Origin of the sequence: Dermacoccus sp. PE3 (genome assembly GCF_001021715.1) — a bacterium.
Lineage (GTDB): Bacteria > Actinomycetota > Actinomycetes > Actinomycetales > Dermatophilaceae > Dermacoccus > Dermacoccus abyssi.
The window spans coordinates 153,895-179,618 of sequence record NZ_LDCM01000002.1; the positions used below are offsets into that span (position 1 = coordinate 153,895).

The following is a 25,724-nucleotide window of genomic DNA, read 5'->3' on the forward strand; positions in this document are numbered from 1 at the left end:
TCATTCATGGTAGGCGTCACCACTGACAGGCCCCTCTCACCGAATGGCCGATGTGATGCCTCGTCATCGTTGGCCGCACCGCAGCCAACGATGGCGGCAGGGTGGGCCCCGGGCGCCACTAGACTGACGCCATGACTTCAGCCCCGTCCCGCAGCGTTGCCGTCGTCACCCTCGGGTGCGCTCGAAACGAGGTCGACTCCGAGGAGCTGGCCGGGCGCCTCGCGTCTGAGGGGTGGACCCTCGTCGACGATGCCGCGGACGCCGACGTGGCCGTCGTCAACACCTGCGGTTTCGTTGAGCAGGCCAAGAAAGACTCAATCGACGCACTACTCGAGGCCAACGACCTCAAGGACACCGGCCGCACCCAGGCCGTTGTCGCCGTCGGGTGTCTAGCCGAGCGCTATGGCAACCAGCTCGCCGAGCAGCTGCCGGAGGCCGACGCCGTCCTCGGCTTCGACTCATACCAGGACATGTCGAGCCACCTCACAGCGGTGCTGGCTGGGCACAAGCCCGAGGCGCACGTGCCTGGGGATCGCCGCAAACTGCTGCCCATCTCTCCCGCCAAGCGCCAGGACGGCGCCGCTGGTCTGGCACTCCCGGGTCACGGCGCAGCGCCGGTGACGTCGCAGCCCGCCGACGTCGAGGTCGCTTCGCCGGTGAGTACGCCGCGCGTCATTCGGGCTCGTCTTGACGGACGCCCGTGGGCCCCGCTCAAAATCGCGAGCGGTTGCGACCGACGGTGCGCGTTCTGCGCCATCCCGGCCTTCCGCGGCGCGTTCCTGTCCCGCCGTCCCTCCGACGTTCTCGCCGAAGCGCGTTGGCTCGCGGAGCACGACGTCAAGGAGGTCTTCCTCGTCTCGGAGAACTCGACGTCGTACGGCAAGGACCTCGGCGACCTGCGTCTGCTCGACACCATGCTTCCCGAACTCACCGCCATCGACGGCATCGAGCGTGTGCGTGTGTCGTACCTGCAGCCTGCGGAGATCCGACCCGACCTGCTCGACGTCATGGCGAACACGCCCGGTGTCGCGCCGTACTACGACATCTCCTTCCAGCACGCCTCCGGGCCGCTCCTGCGCACGATGCGCCGCTTCGGTGACCGCGAGTCGTTCCTCACGCTCCTCGACGACGTGCGCCGCCGCACGCCGAACGCCGGCATCCGCTCGAACGTCATCGTCGGCTTCCCCGGCGAGACCGAGAAGGATCTCGAGGAACTCGAGCAGTTCCTCGTCGCCGCGCGTCTCGACGTCGTCGGTGTCTTCGGTTACTCCGACGAGGACGGCACCGAGGCCGAGAGCTACGCGGACAAGCTACCCACGGACGAGATCGAAGCCCGCCTCGAGCACTTCCGTACGCTCACCGAGGAACTCAACCTCCAGCGAGCCGAGGAGCGCGTCGGAGAACGCCTCGACGTCCTCATCGAGGCGGAGGAGGACGAGGACGGCGAACTGCGCTTCGTCGGCCGCGCCGGACAGCAGGGCCCCGACGTCGACGGCGTCACCTACGTCGAGACGAGCAACGAGCGCCCCCTCGCCATCGGCGACATGGTGAGCGTCGAGGTCGTCGCCACCGACGGCATCGACCTCGTCGCCGAGGTGCGGTGAAGCGGATGAGCGATCTCGAGACCGAGACGCCCACCGGGGCGCGCAAGCCCGTCAGCACCTGGAACCTCGCGAACGTTCTCACGATGGGCCGTATCGCCCTCGTACCGTTCTTCGCCTGGTTCCTGCTCGCCGACGGCGGTGAGAACACCACCCACCGCATCATCGCGTTCGTCCTGTTCGTCGTCGCCTCGATCACCGACCGCATCGACGGCCAGATCGCCCGATCCCGCGGCCTCGAGACCGAGTTCGGCAAGCTCATGGACCCGATCGCCGACAAGGCGCTCATGGGCATGGCCTTCATCGGGCTGTCGATCATCGACGTGCTGCCGTGGTGGGCCACGATCGTCGTGCTCGCCCGCGAGCTCGCCATCACCGCGCTGCGCTTCGTCGTCATCCGTCACGGCGTGATCCCCGCGAGTCACGGCGGCAAGCTGAAGACGGCCCTGCAGGCGCTCGCCGCTGGACTCTTCGTCCTGCCGCTTCCGGACTGGGGCCACATCGGGGCGTGGGTCGTCATGGCGGCCGCCATCGTCGTCACCGTCGCGACTGGCATCGATTACTTCTTCCGCGCGGCCAAGCTGCGACGTGAGAGCGCCCGGACGGCGCGGGCGCGCTCGACGCAGTCATGAGCGAGCAGGACCGACGCGCCGTGACCGAGAACGACTCGGCCGATCTCGCGACGCGTCTCGTCGAGCAGCTGCGTGACCGTGGCCTGACGATCGCCACGGCCGAGTCCCTCACCGCCGGCCTCGTGAGCGCGGGTATCGCCGACGTTCCCGGCGCCAGCGCCGTGCTGCGCGGGGGAGCCGCGACCTACGCGACGCCCACCAAGGCCGCGGTGCTCGGCGTCGATGCCGACCTGCTGCGTGAGCGCGGTGCTGTCGACGCCGACGTCGCTCTCGAGATGGCTCACGGTGCCGTACGCCTCTTCGCGGCAGACCTCGCCGTGGCCACCACTGGCGTCGCAGGACCCGCCATCCAGGACGGCCAGGACGTCGGAACCTGTTACGTCGCCGTCGCGTTCTCCGGGGAATCTCCGGGTGAGCGAGGGCGTTGCCATGTCGACAGGTTTCAGTTCGTGGGGGATCGCGCCGAGATCCGTCGGGCAGCCGCCTGGGCGGCCTGGCAGATGGCGCTCGACCACACGCGGTGAACACCCGTTGGGGTTGTCACCCCTCAGCGCTATGTTGGAACCTGACATCGCCAATCGCGCGCACCGATGCGCCGTCGCCAGGAGGAAAGCATGATCTTGCTTCGCGAACAGCTCGGTGACGTGCTGCGCCAGCAGCGCCGCGCACAGGGGCGCACCCTGCGCGAGGTTTCGAAGACGGCCCGCATCTCGCTCGGATACCTCAGCGAGATCGAGCGCGGCGAGAAGGAAGCCTCCTCGGAGCTGCTCGCTGCGGTTTGCGAGGCTCTCGAGCTGCCCATGTCCGAGACGCTGTCGCTCGTCGCCGCGAGCGTTCAGGCCGCGGAGAAGGCCAGCGCCCCGGTTGTGCTGCACCCGCAGCGTGACGCGGTGGCCCGCGCCGCCTGACGCATCACGCCAGGACGAGGCCCGTCACCCACTTCGAGCGGGTGGCGGGCCTTCGTCATGCTCGGACCGCGGAACGTCAGCGGCGTTTGCGGATGCCCTGGGGTGAGGAATGGAAGCCCGCCTCCAGCAGCGCCGCGACGAGGGGAGCCTCGTTGCCGAGGGCGGTGAGGCCGTTGACCGTGCGCACGGTGAGCGACGAGAGCGCACCACGCGTCACGAGGTCGGCGAGGGCGCGGGCTACGGGTGCCCAGGCGGCGTCGTCAGCCGGCCACGTGAGGGCGGTTCGACCGCCACGTTCGAGATAGGTGACGAGCTCGCCGTCGGCGATGACGACGAGGGCACCCGCCTTACGGCCAGGACGATGCCCGGCGTGAGCATCCTGGGCGGCCGGCCACGGCAGGGCCGCGCCGAACGGGTTGGCGGGATCGCAGGCAGCGAGCACGAGGATCTCCGGTTCGCGTCGACCCCACGGATCGGGTTCGGGCGCTCGTGTGGCACGCAGCGAGTCGACGGCGACGGCGGCACCGAACTGGGACGCCCCGAGGCCCTCGACGAAGTAACCGCGGCGCACGAGGCCACGCTCCTCGGCGCCGGCGAGCACCCGGTAGACGGCGGAGAACCCGCCGGGTATTTCTTCGTCCACGACGGCGCCGCGCGTGACGACCCCGTGTCGGACGAGCAGGAGTTCAGCAGCCATGAACGTGCGCTCGGTGAGGTCGTCGTGGGCCTCCGGCAGGAGCCGCCACCGGCCCGCGCCGTGCGCCGGTCCACGACCCGTCGCGAGACCGGCGGCGGTCGGTCGCGAGCGGGTGGAGAGCGACGGGCCACGCAGGCGCGCGTACCGAGAACCGCGGTTACTCGGAACTCGCGGCTTGTGGGCACTGGCGCCGCCGCTGAGCAGGGCCCGAACCGGCGCGAAGGTGTCACCGCTCGCGGCGCCCTCCCACACGAGTTGCCAGAGGGCTGTCGCGACGGCGGTGTCATCGTGTGATCCGAGAGCTCCCGCGATGTCACGGAACAGGTGACTTCCGCCGCGGGCGAGGACGTCGCGCACCGAGCGCGACGTGACGCGCTGCGCAGCGACAGCGGTCTCGTGGCTCGTGGTGGTATCAGTGTCGGTGGTGTGCGCTTCGGTGTGATCGGTGGTCTCGTCGTGGGCGCGCGGCGCAGGAGCGTGAGCATCGACTGAATCGCCGGCCGGTGCGTCGCCGGCGCCCGACCGAAGCGTCAACGGTGCCGAGTCGGGCGTGTGGAAACTGATCCATCCGTCGTCGGCCGAGATACTGCCGTGGCCCTGCCAGAGCAGTTCACCCGAGGCGAGCAGTTCGTCGAGGTCGGCGGGCCGGTAGCCGCGAACTCGTGCGGGCAGGACAAGGCTCTCGATCGCGGACGCCGGCATGGGCACACCGAGCAGGGGTTCGAGCGCGGCCAGCACGCCGTCGGCACCGCGCAACGTGTCGCCAACCTGCTGCCAGCGGGGCAGGAACCGGGCGTACTGCGTGGCGGACACCGGTTCGATCTCGGCGCGAAGAGCCGCGAGGGACAGCCGACGCAGGGAACGCAGGACGGCGTTGTCGCAGTATTCGCCGGAGGTATCGCCGCCGCCCAGCGCGTCGGGCAGCAGCGCGCCGTGCGTGAGGCGTCCGGCTCGTGTGAGGCGCGTGAGGGCGTTTCGAACGACGGACACCCCGAGGGCGAAGGCCTCGGCCGCCTGTTGCGCCGTGAACGGTGCGTGGCACGCGGCGTACCTCGTGAGCAGATCGTCGAGGGGCGTGTCGCCGGGCTCGAGGAAGGCCTGCGGGACGCCGGGCGGCAGGGCGACACCGAGCGCATCGCGCAACCGAGCTGCGTCCTCGACGGCTGCGAGCCTCGTCCGAGAGCCCCACCGAACCTCGATGGCGCGGCGCTCACCGACGAGGGCGTTCCACCAGGCACGGCACTCGTCGGAACTCAGATTCGGGGCGGCATCGCTGTGCGGTGAGGCATCAGGTTCCCCGGGATCCCGGCTCCCGGAATCATCGTCAGCGGAGTCGTGACGCCCCGAGCGCGCAACGATCTCGTCGAGCGTCAACGGGCCGAGGGTGCGCAATGCGTCCGCGAGGTCTTCCGCGTGACGCATCCGGCGGCTCGGATCGAGCAGTTGCAGTCGGCGTTCGTGGCGACGGACGACGTCGGGGTCGAGCAGTTCCGCGATCGACAGGCCACCGGCCGAGCCGAGCAGGTCGGCGAGCAACTCCGGGTCGAGGGACAGAGCGGCGGCGCGGCGTTCGGCGAGCGGCGAGTCGCCCTCGTAGAGGAACTGGGCCACGTAGCTGAACAGCATGGCCTTGGCGTACGGACTGGGTGACGTCGTCTCGGTGTGCACCACCTGGATGGCGCGGCGCTCCACCGAGCGCATGAGCTCGACGAGGCCCGGCACGTCGTAGACGTCCTGGAGGACCTCGCGCACGGCCTCGAGCACGATGGGAAAACTCGGATAGTCGCTCGCCACCTCGAGGAGCTGGGCGGCCCGCTGGCGTTGCTGCCACAGCGCCTGGCGGCGTCCCGGGTTCTGACGCGGGAGCAGAAGCGCCCGGGCGGCGCACTCCCGGAAGCGGGAGGCGAACAGCGCGGTGCCACCCACCTCGTCCGTGACGCGGGCGGTGATCTCGTCGGGGTCGAGCACGATCGCTTCGAGCAAAGCCGCGGTGAGGGTGTCGTCGTCGCCCTCGGTGTCGAGCAGCCGGAAGACGAGTCCGTCGTCGGTGTGCATGGCCTGCACGTCGGCGCCGAAGCGTTCGCGCATCCGCGCGCCCACGACGAGGGCCCAGGGCGCGTGGACGGCTGCGCCGAAGGGGGAGTGGACGACGACCCGCCAGTCGCCCATCTCGTCGCGGAAGCGCTCGACGACGATGGTGCGGTCGCTGGGGAGGCGTCCGGTGGACTCCTGCTGCTCGCGCAGGTACGTGACGAGGTTGCGGGAAGCGAGGTCGTCGAGACCGACGGCGCGAGCCCGGGCGGTGGCTGCGTCGTCGTCGAGGTCGCCGAGTTCGCGGGCGAACGCTCCGATGGCCCGCCCCAGTTCAAGCGGACGACCGAGGGAGTCGCCCTTCCAGAACGGCAAGCGCGCTGCCTGGCCCGGAGCCGGCGTCACGAGCACCTGGTCGCGCGTGATGTCCTCGATGCGCCACGTGCTCGTGCCGAGCGTGAAGACGTCGCCGACGCGGCTCTCGTAGACCATCTCCTCGTCGAGCTCACCGACGCGACGGCCGGGGCCGTCACCGCCCGCGAGAAAGACTCCGTACAGCCCACGGTCGGGAATCGTGCCGCCGGACGTGACCGCGAGACGTTGGGCGCCCGGGCGTGAGCGCAGGACGTCGTCGGTGCGATCCCACACGATGCGTGCGCGCAGCTCGCGGAACGAGTCGCTCGGGTAGAGGCCCGACAGCATGTCGAGGACGGAGTCGAGCACCCCGGAGGTGAGCGAGGCGAACGGCGCGCTGCGCTGCATGAGCGCGAGCAGATCGGCGCGGGGGACGTCGTCCATCGCCACCATGGCGACGACCTGCTGGGCGAGGACGTCGAGGGGGTTGCTCGGCACCCGCAGAGGTTCGATCTCACCCGAGCGCATGCGCTCGACGACGACAGCTGCCGAGAGGAGATCGCCACGGTACTTCGGGAAGAGCACACCGTGGCTCGTCGCACCCACCTGGTGGCCCGCGCGTCCGATGCGCTGCAGGCCGCTCGCCACGCTCGGCGGCGACTCCACCTGGACGACGAGGTCGATGGCGCCCATGTCGATGCCGAGTTCCAGCGAACTCGTGGCGACGACGGCCGGCAGGCGGCCGGCCTTGAGTTCGGTCTCGATCTCGGCGCGCACGTCCTTGCTCACGGAGCCGTGGTGCGCGCGGGCCAGGACCGCCGGAGCGCCTCGGCTCGTGCCCGCCCCACCGATGAGTTGGGCGGCCGGCTTGCTCGCCCGGGGGTCGTACCCGTGCATGAACTCCCCGGAATCAGCGTCGGCTTCCGGCTCGTGCGCGTCTGCGGGGTCACCGGGGCCCTCGGATTCCCCTGCGCTCATGGCACGCTCGGCCTCGGCCGCCTCGAGGCGTTCGCTCCAGATCTCGTTGAGTCTCGCCGTGAGGCGTTCGGCGAGGCGCCGAGAGTTGGCGAACACCAGCGTCGAGGTGTGCGAGGCCACGAGGTCGACGATGCGCTCCTCCACGTGAGGCCAGATGGAGGCCGTTGCCTCGGGCGCGTGATCGTCGTACGAGGCCTCGGCGTCCGGTGTGGGCGTCGTCGCGAGGTCGGCCATGTCCTCCACGGGCACGACGACGTCGAGCTCCCAGTTCTTCGTGCTGGGCGGCTGCACCGTCGTGACCGGGCGGCCGCCCGCGAGGAAGCGCTCCACCTCGCTCACCGGGCTGACCGTCGCCGACAACCCGATGCGCTGCGCCGGAGAGTCGAGCAACGCATCGAGCCGCTCGAGCGTCACGGCGAGGTGCGCTCCGCGTTTGGTGCCGGCGACGGCGTGGATCTCGTCGACGATGACGTACTCGACGCCCCGCAGGCGCTCGCGGGCGCTACTCGTGAGGAGAAGGAACAGCGATTCCGGCGTCGTGATGAGAACGTCCGCCGAGCGCGACGAGAACGCGCGGCGCTCCGCCGGCGTCGTGTCGCCCGAGCGGACGGCGACGCCGAGATCCGGCTCCTCGAGGCCGAGGCGCGTGCTGGCGTGCCTGATGCCGACGAGCGGTGAGCGCAGGTTGCGCTCCACGTCGACGGCGAGGGCCTTCATCGGCGAGACGTAGAGCACTCGGCAGCGACGGTCGACGTCGTCGGGGCGCGGCGTGCTCGCGAGCCGATCGAGCGCCCAGAGGAACGCACTGAGGGTCTTACCCGAACCGGTCGGGGCGACGACCAGCGTGTGCCGACCTTCACTGATGGATTCCCACGCGCCCTCCTGCGCGGGAGTGGGCTCGCCGAACGTTCCCGTGAACCACTCACGCGTGGCAGGGGAGAAGCGCTCGACGACGGAACTGCTCATGACGGCAGCCTCCCACGAGCCGCCGACAACCCCGTCGTCGCGGTGTTTACCCGAAGCGTCACCGGCGTCGGTGGGCTCTCAATCACGCCGTGCGTCGGGGCGCATCCGGTTCGACGCGCAGCACACGCAGCGTCGTGGCGAGCATGACGTAGTGGTTGGTGAGCTGGACGAGTTCGATGGCCTCGCGCTCACTGAGCTGACCGCGCACTCGCTGCCAGGTCGCGTCGGTGAGGTCACCCGTGCGGGCCAACTCGTCCGCGGCTGCGAGCACTGTGAGTTCCCGCTCGCTCCACAGCGCCGGGCTGAGGTCGCCCGTGTCGTTGGCGTCGTCGACCTGGGCCGCGCTCAAGCCCGCGCGCTCGCCGAGGTGACGGTGGTGGGCGCTCTCGTAGGCGCACCCCGAGACGGCCGCGACGCGCAGGATGACCGACTCGCTCTCGCGCCGCGTCAGCGTGCCGAAGGGCATGAGTGAACCGGCGAACGCGAGCCACCCCCAGAACTGCCGCCGTCCCCGCCCGAGCGTCGTGATGAAGGCCGGTGGCTCGGTTCCTGTGACCCGACCCGCGATCCGCGAGCCCAGCCAGGCGACGGCTCCGATCTCGCGACGGCCGCCGGGTGCGATGCGCGCCGTCATCGTGCGTGCTCCCCGTGACGTGCGCTCGGCCTGCCGTCGGGCTGCGGAGTCGTCCACGGGGCGTCCTCGCTGCGGGCCAGCTCGAGGGCTTCGCGCAGGTTGGGAAAGCCCCGCAACTCGACGGCACGCTGGGCCAAATGACGCAGCGGGACGACAGGGCGCACCCACGCCGGGGCGCAGACGGTGCGAGAACGGCGGGCGATACCGCGTTCGATGCGGTCGACGGCCTGGGGCAGGGAGCCGAGGCCACTCAACGTGCCCCGGGACCCGAGCAGGGCGTGCGCTGCTCCCGTGTCGAACCCGCGGGAGGTCATCTCCGTGTCGAGTTCGGCGAAATAGGCGACGCCGACGCGGGCTCCGTCGGGGCGCAGTTCGATGCGTAGGGTGTCGCCGACCGCCTCGACGGCCGCCTTCGACGCCGAGTACGCACCGAGCAACGGTAGGTGCACCGCCGCCGCGAGCGAGGACGTCATGAGGAGGTAGCCGCCGGGGTGCGCCACGTGTCGCGCGGCCGCGCGGGCCGTGTAGTACGCGCCGAGGGTGTTGACCTCGAGCATGCGCTCCATGACACTCGGGTCGCCGCCCGTCATCGGCAGTTGCCGTGCGATGCCGGCGTTCGCGACGACGACGTCGAGGCCGCCGAAGTCGGCTGCGACGCGATCGACGACCTCGTCGACGGCGTCACGGTCGCTGACATCGAGTGCGTACGAAGGGCTGTCGGCGGCCGAAGCAGCCGCTTCGAGCGCGTCGGGCTCGATACCGGTGAAGGCGACACGTGCGCCGTGGGAGGCGAGTTGCGTGGCCAGCGCGGCTCCGATGCCACGTGCAGCGCCGGTGACGAGCACTCGGGTTCCGGGGCGGACATGGGCGGGCGTACGTTCCAGCATGTTCTCCACCCTGGCACGCAGGGACGTGGCGCGTCCGCGGAGTCGGGGAGGTCGGCCGTCAGGCAAGGCGCTCGTTTGGCGAACCGAGTGCGGGCGGGAGAGTCTGGGGGAGTGCGTGAGAGTGAGTTCAATCGTCTGATGCTCGGCGAGTTCGGTGATGCCTACGGCCCGATGGTCGCCTCGAGCCACGTGCTCACCGACCTCGGCGGGCGCACCGCGAACGAGGCGCTCGCCGAGGGGGTACCCGCGCGCCGCGTGTGGGAGGCCGTGTGCGACGCCTTCGAGGTGCCGGAGTCGCGCCGTCTGGGTGAGGATCTCCCCATCGTCGAGCGCCCCTTCGAGTAGCCGGGACGCCTCCCGCCACGCCACGCTGCACGTGATCGAACGCGTGTTCTAACTTTCGTGTATCGTCATCCACAGATGCGACGCCGGGGAACCCCCGTCCACAACGTGCGTGGGCTGCCATTGCGGGGTTGTCGGTGTTCGCCTCTAGCGTCTGATTCGACACCAGGTCACCCGCACGTGGACCGAGGGCTCGATCGTCTGTAGGCGCGCTCATCCACGATTCGACGAAGGAGAACGCCATGGCCAAGTCCCAGGCTCCCACCACTTCCCCAGGCGGCGACAAGATGAAGTCGCTCGACACCGTGATGGCTCAGATCGAGAAGGCTCACGGCAAGGGCTCGATCATGCGCCTCGGTGAGGACGTGCGCCCGCCCATCGAGGTCATCCCGACCAGCTCGATCGCGCTCGACGTCGCGCTCGGTATCGGCGGTCTTCCGCGTGGTCGTGTCGTGGAGATCTACGGCCCGGAATCGTCCGGCAAGACGACCGTCGCGCTGCACGCCGTGGCCAACGCCCAGAAGTCCGGCGGCATCGCCGCCTTCATCGACGCTGAGCACGCGCTCGACCCGGAGTACGCCCGCAAGCTGGGCGTCGACACCGACTCGCTCCTCGTCAGCCAGCCCGACACCGGTGAGCAGGCGCTCGAGATCGCCGACATGCTCATCCGCTCCGGTTCGCTCGACATCATCGTCATCGACTCGGTCGCCGCACTCGTGCCCCGCGCCGAGATCGAGGGCGAGATGGGCGACAGCCACGTCGGTCTGCAGGCGCGCCTCATGTCCCAGGCACTGCGCAAGATCACGGGTGCGCTCAACTCCACCGGCACGACGGCGATCTTCATCAACCAGCTGCGCGAGAAGATCGGTGTCATGTTCGGCTCCCCGGAGACGACCACCGGTGGTAAGGCGCTCAAGTTCTACGCCTCGGTTCGCATCGACGTGCGCCGCATCGAAACGCTCAAGGACGGTTCGGAGCCCGTGGGTAACCGCACCCGCGCCAAGATCGTCAAGAACAAGGTCGCTCCGCCGTTCAAGCAGGCCGAGTTCGACATCCTCTACGGCCAGGGCATCTCCCGTGAGGGTGGTCTCATCGACATGGGTGTCGAGCAGGGCTTCGTGCGCAAGTCCGGTGCTTGGTACACGTACGAAGGAGACCAGCTCGGTCAGGGCAAGGAGAACGCCCGCAACTTCCTCAAGGACAACCCGCAGCTCACCGACGAGCTCGAGCTGAAGATCAAGCGGAAGCTGGGCATCCTCGTCGACCCGGACGCCGAGGACGCGGCAGGCGTTCTCGACCCGGATGCGCCGATCGACGCCGAGGTTGCGGTCGACTTCTGATCGACGCCGGCGCGCGACCGGTAACCCGGCGCGCGCCGGGTTGTGCACGCGCATGAACCACCGACCTGACGACGTCGGGCAGTCTCTGGGGCTGCCCGATTTCATCGACCCCTCCGACGTCGTCGAGGCGAGCTTCGACGCATCGACCACCTGGGGTGAGGAGCGCTCAAGCCCGACATCGGGTGGTTTCGAGCCTCGCGATGACGAACCGTCGTCTTCGGCCGGTCGGCGAGGCTCCTCGGGTTCGTCCTTCGGCGAGGGCGCACGGTCGTCGGGCCGTGGCGCCAAGGGCAAGGGGCGTAAGAAGAAGCAGCTCACGTGGGCCGAGAAGGCCGAGCGCCGGGAGAAGCGGGCGCAGAAGCGCCGCGAGGAGGAGGCGGCCGAGCGCGAGAAGGATCCGCTGGGGTTTGCTCGCGAGATCGTTCTGCGTCAGCTCACGGCCGCCCCGAAGAGTCGAGCGCAGCTCGCGGACAAACTGCGCGAGAAGGAGGTCGACGACGACGTGGCGGAAGCCGTGCTCGACCGCATGGAGGACGTGAAGCTCGTCGACGACGAGGCCTACGCGGGCATGCTCGTGCGTTCACAAATCGCCTCCCGCGGACTGGCGCGCAAGGCGCTCGCGCAGGAGCTCAAGCGCAAGGGCATCACCCCCGAGGTGGCCGAGGGCGCCCTCGAACAGGTCGACGACGACGCCGAGCGCGCCGTCGCCCTCCAACTCGCGCGCAAGAAGATGACAACGATGTCGCGCCTCGACGAACAGACGCAGACGAGGCGTCTCGCCGGGCTCCTCGCCCGCAAGGGATATCCGCCTTCGCTCGTGTGGTCGGTCATCAAGGAAATCCAGGGTTCGGCCGCACCCGACGAGGCGCACTAGAATCGATGGGCCATGGCTAAGACGTATGAGGTGCGCACCCACGGGTGCCAGATGAATGTCCACGACTCCGAGCGCATCTCGGGGCTGCTCGAGCAGGCCGGGTACACCGACTTCGCTGCGGTGCCCGACACCGAGCGCCCGGAGAACCCCGACCTCGTCGTGTTCAACACGTGCGCGGTGCGTGAGAACGCCTCGAACAAGCTGTACGGCAACCTCGGCCACCTGCGCCCGGTCAAGGACAAGACGCCGGGCATGCAGATCGCCGTCGGTGGCTGCCTCGCGCAGAAGGACCGCTCCGACATCGTCAGCCGCGCCCCCTGGGTCGACGTCGTCTTCGGAACACACAACGTCGGCTCCCTGCCGGTGCTGCTCGAGCGCGCGCGCCACAACGCCGAGGCGCAGGTCGAGATCCTCGAATCCCTCGAGGTCTTCCCCTCGACGCTGCCGACGCGCCGTGACTCTGCCTACTCGGGCTGGGTCTCCATCTCGGTGGGCTGCAACAACACCTGCACGTTCTGCATCGTGCCCGAGCTGCGCGGCAAGGAGAAGGACCGCCGACCCGGCGAGATCCTCAACGAGGTCAAGGCACTCGTCGACCAGGGCGTCGTCGAGATCACCCTGCTCGGCCAGAACGTCAACACCTACGGCGTGGAGTTCGGCGACCGCCAGGCCTTCAGCAAGCTGCTGCGCGCCTGCGGTGAGATCGAAGGCCTCGAGCGGGTCCGGTTCACGAGTCCGCACCCGGCCGCCTTCACCGACGACGTCATCGAGGCCATGGCCGAGACGCCGAACGTCATGCCGAGCCTGCACATGCCCCTGCAGTCGGGCAGTGACAAGGTGCTCAAGGACATGCGTCGCAGCTACCGCAGCAAGAAGTTCCTCGGCATCATCGACAAGGTGCGCGAGCGCATGCCCGACGCTGCCATCACCACCGACATCATCGTCGGCTTCCCCGGCGAGACGGAGGAGGACTTCCAGGGCACGCTCGACGTCGTCGAGAAGTCGCGCTTCAGCTCCGCGTTCACGTTCCAGTACTCCATTCGCCCCGGCACCCCGGCGGCCACGATGGACGGCCAGATCCCCAAGGAAGTCGTGCAGGAGCGCTTCGAGCGCCTCATCGAGCTCCAGGAGCGCGTCTCCTGGGCGGGCAACCGTGAGCAGGAGGGCCGCACGGTCGAGGTGCTCGTCGCCCCGGCCGAGGGCCGCAAGGACGCCGAGACCAACCGCATGTCGGGCCGTGCCCGCGACAACCGTCTCGTCCACTTCGCCGTTCCCGAGGGAGCCGAGCGCCCTCGCCCGGGCGACATGGTGACGGTCGAGGTCACCTACGGTGCGCCGCACCACCTCGTCGCGGACTCCGGTCTCGACGGGGGCACGTACGACGTGCGTCGCACTCGCGGCGGCGACGCCTGGCAGGCTCTGCAGGACGCGGCCTCAGCGGGAACGCCGGCCGGCGCGGCCAAGCCCGCCGTCGCGCTCGGCATGCCGTCGATCGGCAAGCCGGATACCCCGGCGCCGAGCGCCCCCGCCTGCGGCATCGGCTGACGCCGCTCCTCATCCCACGCCACGCGCCCCTACTGCCCGAAAGGTAGTGGGGGCGCTTCCGCGTCGGCGAGCGAACGTGCCACGGCGGGGAGCACCCGATCGGCGGCGCGCACGATGCCGATCTCGCGCGTGAGTGCCGGGTCGCACAGAGTCACGAGGCGCACACCGTCCGCGCCTGATCGACGCTGTTCGCGGGGGAGCAGGGCTACGCCCAGCCCCGCTTCGACGAGCCCGCGCACCGTACCCAACTCCTGGCACTCGGTCCCCAGACGCGGGCGGAATCCGGCCTCGGCGCAGGCCTCGTCGAGCACGCGTCGCATGCCGTAGTGAGCCGGCATGGTGACGAAGGTTTCCTCGGCTGCGTCGCGTAGCGTCACTTCCCCGCGTGAGGCCAACGGGTGGTCTTCGGGAACGGCCAGGGCGATGGGCTGCTGGATGAGCGAGCGCCACTGGGGGCCTTCCTCCACGCGCGGCTTCGGAGAGACGATCCCGACGTCGAGGTCGCCCTCGCGGACGAGGCGACAGATCGTCTCGGCGGCGTCCTGCACGAGTTGGAAGCGTGCGTGCGGGTGACTCCGACGCACGTGGCCCAGCAGGTGGGGCACGAGCCAGGGGCCGAAACTGTGGAGGAAGCCGAGGCGCAGTTCGTCGTCGCCCCCGTGCATCTCGGCGATGCGCGCGCGGGCGACGGCCATCGTGAAGTCCGCGCGGCGGGCCGCGTCGACGTAGATGCGTCCGGCGTCGTTGAGGCGCAGCCGCCGCCCCGGTCGATCGAACAACGACGCTCCGAGCGCTGATTCGAGCGTCGCAAGCCTCCGGGAGAGGGTCGGCTGGGTCGTCCCGAGCATCGCCGCGGCATCGGTGACGTTCTCCACCTCGGCCAGGGTCACGATCCAGTTGTGACCTGAGAGAACCTCCGGATCCTGTTCATGCGTCATGTGCATCAGTGTGGCATTGAGAACGTATTTCCGTATGTGGGCCGCCCGGCGCAGAGTGAGGGACATGACAGCGACAGCGGAGACCGAGCAGCCCGGAACGACACAGCACGCCGATGCACCGCGGGGCTATGTGCGCGGCGACGCCGGCTATACCCGCATCACGACGGCGCTCTTCGCGGCCGGTATGGCGACCTTCGTGTCGATGTACTCGGCGCAGGCCGTCCTGCCCGACCTCGCGCGTGAGTTCGATGCGTCCCCGGCCGTGGCGGCCCTCGCCGTCAGCGCGACGACCGGTGTGCTCGCCTTCGCCATCGTTCCGGCCAGCATCCTCTCGGAACGCTTCGGACGCAGCCGCGTCATGGTCGCCTCGGCGTTGCTCTCCGCGATCATCGGCCTGCTCATTCCTCTCGCGACCTCGCTCGAGGTCGTCCTCGCCGGCCGTGCCCTCCAGGGCCTGACCCTCGCCGGTGTGCCCGCCGTCGCCATGGCCTACCTCGCCGAGGAGGTGGACGGAGCGTCCCTCGGAACGGCCATGGGCCGCTACATCGCAGGGACGACGATCGGTGGGCTGGCCGGACGCATCGTGGCCTCGTTCGCGCTCGACGTCACGACGTGGCGGTGGGCACTCGAAGCGGCTGCCGTCGTCGCGCTGGTGTTCACCGCCCTCTTCGTGAAGCTCGCTCCGGCGAGCCGATTCTTCGAACCCAAGCGGATCGGTCTTCGCGCGTCGAGCGCCAATCTGGCCCGCCACCTGCGCAACCCGCGCATCATGGCACTCGTGGCTGTTGCCTTCCTCCTCATGGGCGGCTTCGTCTCGATCTACAACGTGCTCGGGTTCCGCCTCCTGCGCGAGCCGTTCGCTCTGCCGCAGGCCGTGGTCGGCCTCGTGTTCTGCCTCTACCTGTCGGGCACGCTCACGTCCGCCTGGGCCGGACGCTTGGCCGACCGGTACGGTCGCGGGCCGGTACTCGTCGTCTCGACCCTGACGATGGCTCTCGGCCTGCTCCTCACCTGGTTCGACAACCTCGCGACGCTGCTCGTCGGCATGCTGGCGTTCACCGGTGGCTTCTTCGCCGCCCACGCGAGCGCCAGCGGGTGGGTGACGGCCCTCGCAACGCGCCATCGCGCCGAGGCGAGCTCGCTCTATCTGTTCGGTTACTACACGGGCTCGTCCGTCATCGGTGCGCTGGCCGGGTGGCCCTTCGCCACGCTGGGATGGGGCGGGACGCTCGTCCTCGTGCTTGCCGCCGTCCTCGCGGCGCTCGGTCTCGCCCTCACCCTGTGGCGTCGCGCGGGCCAGGCGCCGACTCCCGCCGCGGCGTAAGCACCGCCGTGCGCGGCTGGTGCAAGCGTGCTCCGAGCTTTGGGAGAATAGGCGCGTGAACACCCCCGGTTCCGATCGAGCGCTCGTGCGACCGCGCGTCATCGCCGTCGTCGGCCCGACGGCAACCGGCAAGAGCGTTCTCTCGCTCGACCTTGCCGAGCGACTCGGCGGCGAGATCGTCAACGCGGATGCGTCGCAGTTCTACCGCGGTATGGACATCGGTACGGCCAAGCTGCCTGTGGAAGAGCGGCGCGGCATCCCGCACCACCAGATCGACACCCTCGACATCCTCGACGAGGCGACGATCGCGCGCTTCCAGCGCGAGGCTCGGGCCGACATTCAAGGGGTGCTGGCTCGTGGCAACGTTCCGATCGTCGTGGGTGGCTCCGGCCTCTACCTGCGGGCCGCGCTCGACGTCCTGGAGATCCCGCCGACAGATCCGCAGGTGCGCGCCCGCTTCGAGCGGCGCCTCGAGGACGAGGGCTCTGGCGCCCTTCACCGGGAGTTGGCCGAGCAGGATCCCGCGGCGGCTGCCGACATCCTTGCGAGCAACGGGCGCAGGGTCGTGCGCGCGCTCGAGGTGATCGCGTTGACCGGACGCCCCTTCAGCGCCACGGCGCCGACGAAAACCTTCCTCGAACCGACGATCGTGCTCGGCCTCCAGGCCGACCCGACGGAACTCGTGACCCGCATCGAGCGACGTGTCGACCTCATGTGGGAACGCGGGTTGCTCGACGAGGTGCGTGAACTCGACGCCCGAGGCCTGCGCAACGGGCGGACGGCGAGCCGGGCCATCGGCTACTCCCAGGCGCTCGAGCACCTCGACGGCCTCCTCGACGAGCGGGCCGCGAAGGAGGCGACGGCGATCGCGACGCGCCAGTTCGCCCGTCGTCAGCGCGCGTGGTTCCGCCCGGATCCGCGGCCGGTGTGGCTGCCCTACGACGCACCCGATCTCCTAGATCGCGCCCTGGCGGAAGTAGACGGCTACAGCCCGGCGCGGCACGGAAGGGTCGCGGCTGCGTCTGACGCCGTGTGACACGATGAGCGCGTGACGCGCATTCCATTCACCAAGGGCCACGGCACGCAGAACGACTTCGTCCTCGTGCCCGATCATGACGGCACCCTCGACCTCAGCGTCGACGACGTCGCCTTCCTGTGTGACCGCCGCGCCGGCATTGGCGGCGACGGCATGATCCGCGTCGTGCGCACGGCTGCGGTGCCCGAGGTCGCGGCGCTCGCCGGAGTGGCTGAGTGGTTCATGGACTACCGCAACGCCGACGGGTCGCTCGCCGAGATGTGCGGCAACGGAACGCGCGTCTTCGCCGAATACCTGCGCTCGCGCGGACTCGTCGCGAGCGAGCAGTTCGCCATCGCGACGCGCGCCGGCGTCAAGGAGATGGTGGCCGTCCCGCACGGCTGGGCCGTCGAGCTCGGCCAGTGGCGCCTCGCCCGGGAAGAGGAGGCCGAGCGCCGCGGTATGGACTCCGTCGTCCAGGTCCACGGTTCGCCCGACCCCTTGCCCGCGCTCAGCCTCGACCTCGGCAACCCGCACACCGTCGTCGCGCTACCTCCGTCGGTGCACCTGGGCTCCCTCGAGCTGCACGAGGCACCGCACGTCGACCCTCACCCGGAGCACGGCAGCAACGTCGAGTTCGTCCATGCGATCGAGCACGCCCACATCAGCATGCGCGTGCACGAGCGCGGCAGCGGCGAGACGCGCTCGTGCGGCACCGGCGCTGCGGCCGCGGCCATCGCGACGTGGTGGTGGGGCGGCAAGCCTGAGGGCCAGCTCGACTGGAAGGTCGACGTTCTCGGCGGCACGCTCGGCGTGCACATCAAGGGCGACGAGGTTGCGCTCTCGGGGCCGGCTCAGCTCGTCGCCGACGGTGAGGTCGACCTGCCGCAACGCTGAGTCGCCCGGTCGGACAACGCTCGACGTGTGGTCGGCGAAACGGTGTGTGTCCCAACGAAAAACGTCGTCAGTGAACGTGAACCTGAGCGATACTCAATGGCCTAGACGTCCGCGTTTGGCGCCGGTGCGCCAGTGTCCTCCGCAGCCTCCAAGGGCGTGGGTCCGCCGTCGGACGTGCGCACCACTTCGAGAATGCGGAACCCCTTGACCGATGTCAGGCGCGTGACCTCGTAGGCGTCGCCCAACTGCTCCACGAGCCACTTCGCCAGTGAGTCCGAGCCGAGGTTGCGCTGGACGACGAGGTAGGCGCGCCCGCCGACGACGAGGCGGGGTAGCCAAGTGAGCAGCATCGAATGCAGCACCTTCTTGCCCACCCTGATCGGCGGGTTGGACCAGATGAGATCGAACCGAACGTCGGCCGGAACCTGCGACGGGCGAGCGGTCGTCACGTTCGAACACCCCTGAGCCGCAACGTTCGTCGCGCACAGATCGAGGGCGCGTTCGTTGACGTCCACCGCCCACACGTGTGCGCTGGGGCTCTCCAGGGCGAGCGTCGTCGCGATCGGACCCCAGCCGCAGCCCATGTCCATGAAGGTGCCCGCCTCGGGCGGCGCCGGTGCGTGGTTGAGAAGAACAGCAGTGCCCGAGTCGAGACGGTCGGGGCAGAAGACACCGGGTGCGGTCTGCATGGCGACGCTGCGCCCGGCCAGGCGCAAGGTGAGGGTGCGCCGTTCGTCGGGTGACGCCGGCTCCGCAGTGAAGTAGTGATCGCTCATCACGGCACAGCCTACGACCGCCGCATTGGCTCGAGAACCGGCGCGGGAGCGGAGAACTCCGCCCGGGCGAGTCGCAACCGCGGGAGTAAATCGCTGGCCTCGCTCGTTGAACCCTGCAACGATCGAACTCTGCGCGTCACCTCGACCGCAACGACGTACAACGTGAGGATCAGCCCTGAACGAGCGCAACCCCGCCGACTTCCTTTCCCGCCGAGCCCAGGCGCTTGCGGACGGCGACGACGCGACGGTCGTCTACGACGACCGCGGATTTGTCGTCGACTCCTACGATGGTGACCAGATCGAGCGCGAAGAGCGCGCCGCTCTGCGCCGTGTGCACGGCCTGTCGACGGAGCTCGAGGACGTCTCCGAGGTCGAGTACCGCCAACTGCGCCTCGAGCGCGTCGTCCTGGCGGGCGTCTGGTCCGAGGGTTCGAGCGAGGACGCCGAGAACTCCCTGCGTGAGCTCGCCGCTCTCGCGGAGACGGCTGGCTCCCAGGTGCTCGCGGGCGTCGTCCAGCGTCGCCTGCGCCCCGACCCGGGCACCTGGCTCGGTAAGGGCAAGGCCGAGGAACTCAAGGAGATCGTCGTCGCCGAAGGCGCCGACACCGTCATCGCCAACGGCGAGCTCGCCCCGAGCCAGCGCCGCGCTCTCGAGGACGTCGTCAAGGTGAAGGTCATCGACCGCACCGCGCTCATCCTCGACATCTTCGCCCAGCACGCGAAGAGCAAGGAGGGCAAGGCCCAGGTCGAGCTGGCTCAGATGCAGTACCTCCTGCCGCGTCTTCGCGGTTGGGGTGAGTCGATGTCGCGTCAGGCCGGTGGTCAGGCCGCGGGTGGCCAGGGCATGGGGTCGCGCGGTCCCGGTGAGACGAAGATCGAACTCGACCGACGTCGCATCAACACGCGCATGGCCAAACTGCGCCGCGAGATCGCGGAGATGAAGACGACTCGCGACACCAAGCGCAGCGGGCGCCGCAACAACAACGTGCCGAGCGTCGCCATCGCCGGCTACACGAACGCCGGCAAGAGCTCGATCCTCAACCGCCTCACCAACGCCGGTGTGCTCGTGCAGAACCAGCTGTTCGCCACGCTCGACCCGACGGTCCGCCGCGCCGAGACGCCGGACGGGCGCGGTTACACGCTGGCCGACACCGTCGGCTTCGTGCGCGACCTGCCGCACCAACTCGTCGAGGCCTTCCGCTCGACACTGGAGGAAGTGGCCGACGCCGACCTGCTCCTGCACGTCGTCGACGGCTCCCACCCCGACCCGGAGTCGCAGATCTCCGCGGTGCGCGAGGTGCTCGCCGACGTCGACGCGAGCGATGTCAAGGAAGTCATCGTCATCAACAAGGCCGACATCGCCGCCCCCGACGTCATCGACCGCCTGATGCGCCACGAGAAGCACTGCATCGCCGTGTCGGCTCGTACGGGCGAGGGGTTGCCCGAACTGCTGCAACTCATCGCGGACGAACTGCCCCACCCCGACGTGCGGGTCGAACTCCTGCTGCCGTACGAGCGAGGTGACCTCCTCAGCCGCGTGCACGCCGACGGTGACGTGCTCGGCGTCGAGCACCGCCCCGAAGGCACCCACGTGCACGCCAAGGTGACGAAGGAACTGGCCGGCGAGTTGGAGCCGTATCTGACGTCCAGCGTCGCCTGAGCTTCGCGCCACGGATTCGTCCGTCCACAGCGGGCCTCAATAGGATGCGCTCGTGAGTTCGTCTTCCCGCACCACGGCCACCGCCGAACACCGCCGTCTGGCCCAGGCACCGAAGGACAGCGACCCGTGGCGTCTGTGGGGGCCGTACATGGCCGCTCGCCAGTGGGGCACGGTCCGTGAGGACTACTCTGCCGACGGCAACGCGTGGGCTTACCTGCCGTTCGACCACGCCCACCAGCGCGCCTACCGCTGGGGCGAGGACGGACTGGCGGGTCTGTGCGACCGCTTCGGGTTCTTCAACGTCTCGCTGGCGTTGTGGAACGGTGAGGACGACCGCCTCAAGGAACGTCTGTTCGGCCTGACGAACTGTGAAGGCAACCACGGCGAGGACGTCAAGGAGGTCTGGTGGCCCACCGACGCCACCCCCACCCACTCCTACGGCACGTGGCTCTATCGCTACCCCCAGGCCGCGTTCCCGTACAACCACCTGCGCGCCGAGGCCGCCTCGCGCGGGCGAACCGACGACGAGTACGAGCTCATCGACACGGGAGTCTTCGACGAGAACCGCTTCTTCGACATCGAGGTCACGCACGCCAAGGCGAACCCGACCGACATCTGCCTCGAGTACACCGCGACCAACCACGGCCCCGACGCCGCGCCGCTCGACCTCGTGCCGCAGGCGTGGTTCCGCAACACGTGGTCGTGGGGACGAGACGAGCGTGAACCCTCGATCTCCCTCGTCACGGAGAACTGCGTGCGCGCCGAACACGGCTGGCTCGGCGACTACGAACTGCACGCCGACGGCGAGCCGCGCATCATCTTCTGCGACAACGAGACGAACGAGATCGCCGTGTTCGGCGCGGAGACCAACCCCCGTGAGCTGACGAAGGACGGCATCAACCAGCGCATCGTGGCGGGGGAGAGCGACGGCATCCGCCTCGACCACGGCACGAAGGTCGGCTTCTGGTACCACTTCGAGGCCATCGCGCCGGGTGAGAGCGTCACCGTGCGGCTGCGTCTGCGCGGCGTCGGGCGCTCGAGCGCCCACCAGCCCAAGGGAACCGCCCACCAGGAGCCGGTGCCCGGCGACCCGGCCTTCGGTGAGGGCTTCGACATCGTCCGTCGGGTGCGCGCCGAGGAGGCCGACGAGTTCTACGCCGCGGTCATCCCGGCCACGGTGAGCGACGACGACCGTCACATTGCCCGTCGCGCTTTCGCGGGCCTCTTGTGGGGCAAGCAGCTCTACCGCTACTACGTCGAGGAATGGCTCGAGGGCGACCCGGCCGTCAAGGCGCCGCCGCGTGAGCGCGTCACCGGCGTCGAGGGCCGACACGGACGCAACGTCGGCTGGCGCCACCTCGCCCTGGCCGACGTCATCTCGATGCCGGACGAGTGGGAGTACCCCTGGTTCGCCGCGTGGGATCTGGCGTTCCACACCGTGCCGCTCGCGCACATCGACCCCGAGTTCGCCAAGCACCAGCTCGTGCTCATGTGCCGGGAGTGGGCCCAGCACCCCAACGGTCAGGTGCCCGCGTACGAATGGGCCTTCGAGGACGTCAACCCGCCCGTCCACGCGTGGGCCTGCTGGCAGGTCTACGCCATCGACGGCGGACAGGACCAGGCCTTCCTCATCCAGGTCTTCAACAAGCTGCTTCTCAACTTCTCGTGGTGGGTCAACCGCAAGGACGCCGAGGGCTCCTACCTCTTCGAGGGCGGCTTCCTCGGCATGGACAACATCGCGCTGTTCGACCGCTCGACCGCCGTGCCCCCGGGCTACAAGCTGGAACAGTCCGACGCGACGAGCTGGATGGCGTTCTTCTCGCTGTCGATGCTGCGCATGGCCCTCGAACTCGCGCGCCACGAGCGGGCCTACGACAACACGGCCACGACGTTCCTGCAGTACTTCATCAACCTTGCCCACGCGATGGACCGCACGACGCCGGAGAAGGTGTCGAGCCTGTGGAACGAGGAGGACGGCTTCTTCTACGACGCCCTCCAGCACGGGGACGGCGAGATCATCCAGCTGCGCGTTCGCTCGATGGTCGGCCTGCTGCCGCTCATGGCCGTGCTCATCGCCCCGAGTTGGGTGCAGCACGAACTGCCCGACTTCGTGCGCGAGGTCGAGTGGATGATGGAGCGCGAGCCGGCCATGATGAAGGCCATCACGCAGGCCGAGGCCGACTCCGGCGGCGAGAAGCTGACGATGACGCTCATCTCCAAGCGACGCCGCGGCCTGCTGCTCGAACGACTCTTCGACGAGAACGAGTTCCTCTCCGAGTTCGGTATCCGTTCGCTGTCCGCGGCCTACCGCGAGGAGTACACGGCGGAGATCGGCGGACGCTCGATGTCGATCCGCTACACCCCCGGAGAGTCCGACATCGACCTGTTCGGCGGCAACTCCAACTGGCGTGGGCCGGTGTGGTTCCCGGTCAACTTCCTCGTCGTCGACTCGCTGCGTCTGTACGCCGCGTCGGCGGAGGGCGACGTCGAGTACGAGTACCCGACCGGATCGGGGCGGATGGTCAAGCTGTCCGAGATCGTCTCCGACCTCGAGGACCGGCTCGTCAATCTCTTCCGTCTCGGACCCAACGGCCGCCCGGGCGACCAGCGTGAGTACCCGAACGGGCCGCTGTGGGACGAGCACGTCACGTTCAGCGAGTACTTCCACGGCGACACCGGCGTCGGCCTCGGCGCCGCGCACCAGACGGGGTGGACGGCGCTCGTGGCGCACTACATTTGCTCCGATCACGCGCCGCACCTGCCGGGGGTTCTGCCCGGCGAGTGAGCCGCATGCGGTGGCCTGTGCGGGCGTCGTCCACAGTGACGACGCCCGCACAGGCGTTTCCACAGCCGTGCCCGCGTCGCGACTCGGAGGGCGTCCCGGTGCTGCCATAGGGTGGGCGCATGCCCGAACTGCCCTCGCTCGACGAACTCATGTCCGCGGCCGTCTCCGGCGTCGGCGGCGTCCCGCGGCCGGGGCAGTCGACGATGGCGAACGCCGTCCAGGAGGCCATCGAGCGCGACGAGCACCTGCTCGTGCAGGCGGGTACGGGCACGGGAAAGTCGCTGGCCTACCTCGTGCCCGCGATCCGTCACGCGTTCGAGGTGAACAAACCGGCCATCGTGGCCACGGCCACGCTCGCCCTCCAGGCGCAGATCGTCGATCGCGACATGCCGCGCCTCGCCGACGCGCTCGAACCGCTACTCGGGCGCCGGCCCACGTACGCGCTCGTCAAGGGGCGGCGTAACTACCTGTGCCAGCACAAGCTCACCGGTGGCTACCCGGACGACGACGAGGGCGCGCTCATGGGCGTCGGCCAGGTCGACGAACACGCCGGACGCACCGGCCGCGAGGTCGTGCGCCTGCGGGAGTGGGCCGACGAGACCGAATCCGGCGACCGCGACGAACTCGTGCCCGGCGTGTCCGAGAGGGCGTGGCGCCAGGTCTCCGTCTCGAGCCACGAGTGCCTCGGCAGCAAGTGCCCCGTCGTCGAGGACTGCTTCGTCGAAATGGCGCGCGCCGACGCGAAGGAGGTCGACGTCGTCGTGACGAACCACTCCTTCATGGCGATCGACGCCTTCGAGGGGCGCCAGATGCTGCCCGAGCACGACCTGCTCGTCGTCGACGAGGCCCACGAGCTCGTCGACCGCGTCACCGCGACCATCACCGACGAACTGACGACCGGAACGATCAACGCGGCCGCCAAGCGCTGTGGCCGCCTCGCCGAGACCGACGACCTCAAGCGCGGGGCCGAGGTGCTGGGCGAGGCACTCGAGCAACACCAGGAAGGGCGGCTGCTCGGAGTCTCCGACGTTCTCGAGGCGGCCCTGCGCACGATTCTCGACGCCTCACGTTCCATCGCCTCGGAACTGAAGCCGAAGAACCCGCAGGACAACGACGGCGTTCGCCAGATGGCTCGAGCCGCGATCGACGAGATCTTCGAGACGTGCGAACGCATCCTCGAGGAGCGGGAGCTCGACGTCCTGTGGGTCTCCCACAACCAGCGCACCGGCGTCTCCGCGCTGCGTGTCGCGCCGATGAGCGTGGCCATGCTCATGCGGGACAAGATCTTCGGTGAGCGATCGGTCGTCATGACGTCGGCCACCCTCGAACTCGGTGGCTCGTTCGACGCCGTGGCCGGAACCCTCGGCCTGCGCGGAGCGGGCGGCCCGCAGTGGAAGGGCCTCGACGTCGGCTCGCCGTTCGACTACCCCAAGCAGGGCATCGCCTACGTCGCCCAGCACCTTCCTCCGCCCGGGCGTGACGGACTCTCACCGCAGGCCCTCGACGAGATCGAGACGCTCGTGCGCGCGGCCGGTGGACGCACGCTCGGCCTCTTCTCCTCGATGCGCGCCGCCCAGGCCGCCGCCGAGGCGATGCGGGAGCGCTTCGGCGACGAGATCCCCGTGCTGTGCCAGGGCGAGGACCAGATGGGCACCCTCGTGCGCACCTTCGCCGCCGACGCCCGCACGTGCCTCTTCGGCACGCTGACGCTGTGGCAGGGCGTCGATGTGCCCGGAAGCAGCCTCCAACTCGTCATCATCGACCGCATCCCGTTCCCGCGACCGGACGACCCCCTCGCCTCGGCTCGCTCGCAGGCCATCGCGAAGATGGGCGGCAACGGGTTCATGGCCGTCTCGGCCACCCACGCCGCGCTGCGCCTCGCGCAGGGCGCCGGGCGCCTCATCCGGCACACCGACGACCGTGGCGTCGTCGCGTTCCTCGACTCGCGCATGATGACGGCCCGCTACGCCGGTTTCCTCCAGCGCTCGTTGCCGCCGTTTTGGCCGACCACCGATCGTGCGCTCATCCTCAAGGCGCTCGCTCGTCTCGACGAGAACGCCCCGGACGTCACCCCTCCGCCGGCGGCCGGTACGCGCTCGACGAAGCAGCCGTCGGTTCCCAGCCCCTCGTCGAGTTCCGTCCGCTCGTCGGGCGCTTCGTCGGCGTCCTCGGCAGCGTCGTCGGGGTCGTCGGCAGGTTCCTCGGCGGACGCGAAGGAGCGGGCGCTCGCCGCCGCAGCGGCAGCCGGTGTCAGCGGAATGGGGACGGCCAGCGCCATCAAGGCACCGACCAAGTCGACGCCGCCTCCGGTCGACGACACGGCCCGAACCGCCGTCACCGGCGGCGAGGCGTGGACGGCGGAGTCCGACGAGGAACTGCGCGAGGGCGTCAGCATGGGCCTGTCAGCCGAAGAGCTGGCCGACCACCTCGAACTCTCGGCGGAGTCGGTGCTCGCCCGTTGCGCGCAACTCGGCATCCGCCCGGCGGGGGAGTGACGTTCGCTGTGAGCAGCACGACGATCGGGGTGTTCGTCTCGCGAG

At 69.6% G+C, this 25,724-nt stretch carries 19 protein-coding genes; 14 read left to right on the plus strand and 5 right to left on the minus strand.

Annotated features, from left to right (window positions below):
• Nucleotides 1-131: 131 nt before the first annotated feature.
• The 4 genes from rimO to AA983_RS06235 all read left to right on the plus strand — a co-directional run bounded on the left by rimO (nucleotide 132) and on the right by AA983_RS06235 (nucleotide 3,141).
• Nucleotides 132-1,604 (plus strand): 30S ribosomal protein S12 methylthiotransferase RimO, encoded by a 1,473-nt coding sequence (gene rimO, locus AA983_RS06220; RefSeq protein ID WP_047311396.1) that lies wholly within the window; start codon nucleotides 132-134, stop codon nucleotides 1,602-1,604.
• Nucleotides 1,605-1,609: 5 nt separating this feature from the next.
• Nucleotides 1,610-2,233, plus strand: a complete 624-nt coding sequence (pgsA, locus tag AA983_RS06225) for a CDP-diacylglycerol--glycerol-3-phosphate 3-phosphatidyltransferase (RefSeq protein ID WP_047311397.1) — start codon at nucleotides 1,610-1,612, stop codon at nucleotides 2,231-2,233.
• Nucleotides 2,230-2,757 carry a CinA family protein gene (locus tag AA983_RS06230; RefSeq protein ID WP_047311398.1) on the plus strand — a complete coding sequence of 176 codons (528 nt, stop codon included), beginning with the start codon at nucleotides 2,230-2,232 and terminating at the stop codon, nucleotides 2,755-2,757. The genes pgsA and AA983_RS06230 overlap by 4 nt, the downstream gene beginning before the upstream one ends.
• A 90-nt stretch (nucleotides 2,758-2,847) precedes the next feature.
• Nucleotides 2,848-3,141 (plus strand): helix-turn-helix domain-containing protein, encoded by a 294-nt coding sequence (locus tag AA983_RS06235; protein WP_047311399.1) that lies wholly within the window; start codon nucleotides 2,848-2,850, stop codon nucleotides 3,139-3,141.
• A 76-nt stretch (nucleotides 3,142-3,217) separates the two neighbouring features.
• On the opposite strand, the gene AA983_RS06240 is transcribed toward AA983_RS06235, so the two are convergent.
• The 3 genes from AA983_RS06240 to AA983_RS06250 form a co-directional block, all read right to left on the minus strand.
• Nucleotides 3,218-8,167, minus strand: a complete 4,950-nt coding sequence (locus AA983_RS06240; RefSeq protein ID WP_047311400.1) for a DEAD/DEAH box helicase — start codon at nucleotides 8,165-8,167, stop codon at nucleotides 3,218-3,220.
• Nucleotides 8,168-8,249: 82 nt separating this feature from the next.
• The gene (locus AA983_RS06245) at nucleotides 8,250-8,858 is read right to left on the minus strand and encodes a carboxymuconolactone decarboxylase family protein (protein WP_231579550.1); all 609 of its coding nucleotides are present in this window, start codon (nucleotides 8,856-8,858) and stop codon (nucleotides 8,250-8,252) included.
• Nucleotides 8,798-9,688, minus strand: a complete 891-nt coding sequence (locus AA983_RS06250; RefSeq protein WP_047311401.1) for an SDR family NAD(P)-dependent oxidoreductase — start codon at nucleotides 9,686-9,688, stop codon at nucleotides 8,798-8,800. The genes AA983_RS06245 and AA983_RS06250 overlap by 61 nt, the downstream gene beginning before the upstream one ends.
• A gap of 111 nt (nucleotides 9,689-9,799) precedes the next feature.
• Between AA983_RS06250 and AA983_RS15645 the strand changes: the two genes are divergently transcribed.
• From AA983_RS15645 to miaB, 4 genes are all read left to right on the plus strand, one after another.
• Nucleotides 9,800-10,033 (plus strand): DUF3046 domain-containing protein, encoded by a 234-nt coding sequence (locus AA983_RS15645; RefSeq protein WP_182434682.1) that lies wholly within the window; start codon nucleotides 9,800-9,802, stop codon nucleotides 10,031-10,033.
• 284 nt (nucleotides 10,034-10,317) lie between these two features.
• Entirely contained in the window at nucleotides 10,318-11,370 is a 1,053-nt protein-coding gene (recA, locus tag AA983_RS06260; protein ID WP_369798772.1) for a recombinase RecA, read from the plus strand.
• Between the two features lie 52 nt (nucleotides 11,371-11,422).
• On the plus strand, nucleotides 11,423-12,244 hold the full coding sequence (locus AA983_RS06265) for a regulatory protein RecX (RefSeq protein WP_082128761.1): 822 nt from the start codon (nucleotides 11,423-11,425) through the stop codon (nucleotides 12,242-12,244).
• Between the two features lie 12 nt (nucleotides 12,245-12,256).
• Entirely contained in the window at nucleotides 12,257-13,789 is a 1,533-nt protein-coding gene (gene miaB, locus AA983_RS06270; protein WP_047311403.1) for a tRNA (N6-isopentenyl adenosine(37)-C2)-methylthiotransferase MiaB, read from the plus strand.
• A 29-nt stretch (nucleotides 13,790-13,818) separates the two neighbouring features.
• On the opposite strand, the gene AA983_RS06275 is transcribed toward miaB, so the two are convergent.
• On the minus strand, nucleotides 13,819-14,727 hold the full coding sequence (locus AA983_RS06275) for a LysR family transcriptional regulator (protein WP_047311678.1): 909 nt from the start codon (nucleotides 14,725-14,727) through the stop codon (nucleotides 13,819-13,821).
• A 64-nt stretch (nucleotides 14,728-14,791) separates the two neighbouring features.
• Here AA983_RS06275 and AA983_RS06280 point away from each other — a divergent pair, with 64 nt between their 5' ends.
• Genes AA983_RS06280 through dapF form a run of 3 tightly spaced genes read left to right on the plus strand, consistent with a single transcriptional unit; the run spans nucleotide 14,792 to nucleotide 17,963 of the window.
• Nucleotides 14,792-16,051, plus strand: coding sequence for an MFS transporter (locus tag AA983_RS06280; protein ID WP_082128762.1), 1,260 nt, complete (start codon nucleotides 14,792-14,794; stop codon nucleotides 16,049-16,051).
• A 55-nt stretch (nucleotides 16,052-16,106) separates the two neighbouring features.
• Complete coding sequence (gene miaA / locus AA983_RS06285; protein ID WP_231579551.1) at nucleotides 16,107-17,087, plus strand: tRNA (adenosine(37)-N6)-dimethylallyltransferase MiaA; 981 nt, start codon at nucleotides 16,107-16,109, stop codon at nucleotides 17,085-17,087.
• Between the two features lie 12 nt (nucleotides 17,088-17,099).
• The gene (gene dapF / locus AA983_RS06290) at nucleotides 17,100-17,963 is read left to right on the plus strand and encodes a diaminopimelate epimerase (RefSeq protein WP_047311404.1); all 864 of its coding nucleotides are present in this window, start codon (nucleotides 17,100-17,102) and stop codon (nucleotides 17,961-17,963) included.
• A gap of 101 nt (nucleotides 17,964-18,064) precedes the next feature.
• On the opposite strand, the gene AA983_RS06295 is transcribed toward dapF, so the two are convergent.
• The gene (locus AA983_RS06295) at nucleotides 18,065-18,739 is read right to left on the minus strand and encodes a class I SAM-dependent methyltransferase (protein ID WP_047311405.1); all 675 of its coding nucleotides are present in this window, start codon (nucleotides 18,737-18,739) and stop codon (nucleotides 18,065-18,067) included.
• A 175-nt stretch (nucleotides 18,740-18,914) separates the two neighbouring features.
• Here AA983_RS06295 and hflX point away from each other — a divergent pair, with 175 nt between their 5' ends.
• The 3 genes from hflX (at nucleotide 18,915) to AA983_RS06310 (ending at nucleotide 25,679) form a co-directional block, all read left to right on the plus strand.
• Nucleotides 18,915-20,399, plus strand: a complete 1,485-nt coding sequence (hflX, locus tag AA983_RS06300) for a GTPase HflX (RefSeq protein ID WP_047311406.1) — start codon at nucleotides 18,915-18,917, stop codon at nucleotides 20,397-20,399.
• A 52-nt stretch (nucleotides 20,400-20,451) separates the two neighbouring features.
• Nucleotides 20,452-23,184, plus strand: a complete 2,733-nt coding sequence (locus tag AA983_RS06305; RefSeq protein WP_047311407.1) for an MGH1-like glycoside hydrolase domain-containing protein — start codon at nucleotides 20,452-20,454, stop codon at nucleotides 23,182-23,184.
• Between the two features lie 119 nt (nucleotides 23,185-23,303).
• Entirely contained in the window at nucleotides 23,304-25,679 is a 2,376-nt protein-coding gene (locus tag AA983_RS06310; protein WP_047311408.1) for an ATP-dependent DNA helicase, read from the plus strand.
• Nucleotides 25,680-25,724 lie beyond the last annotated feature (45 nt).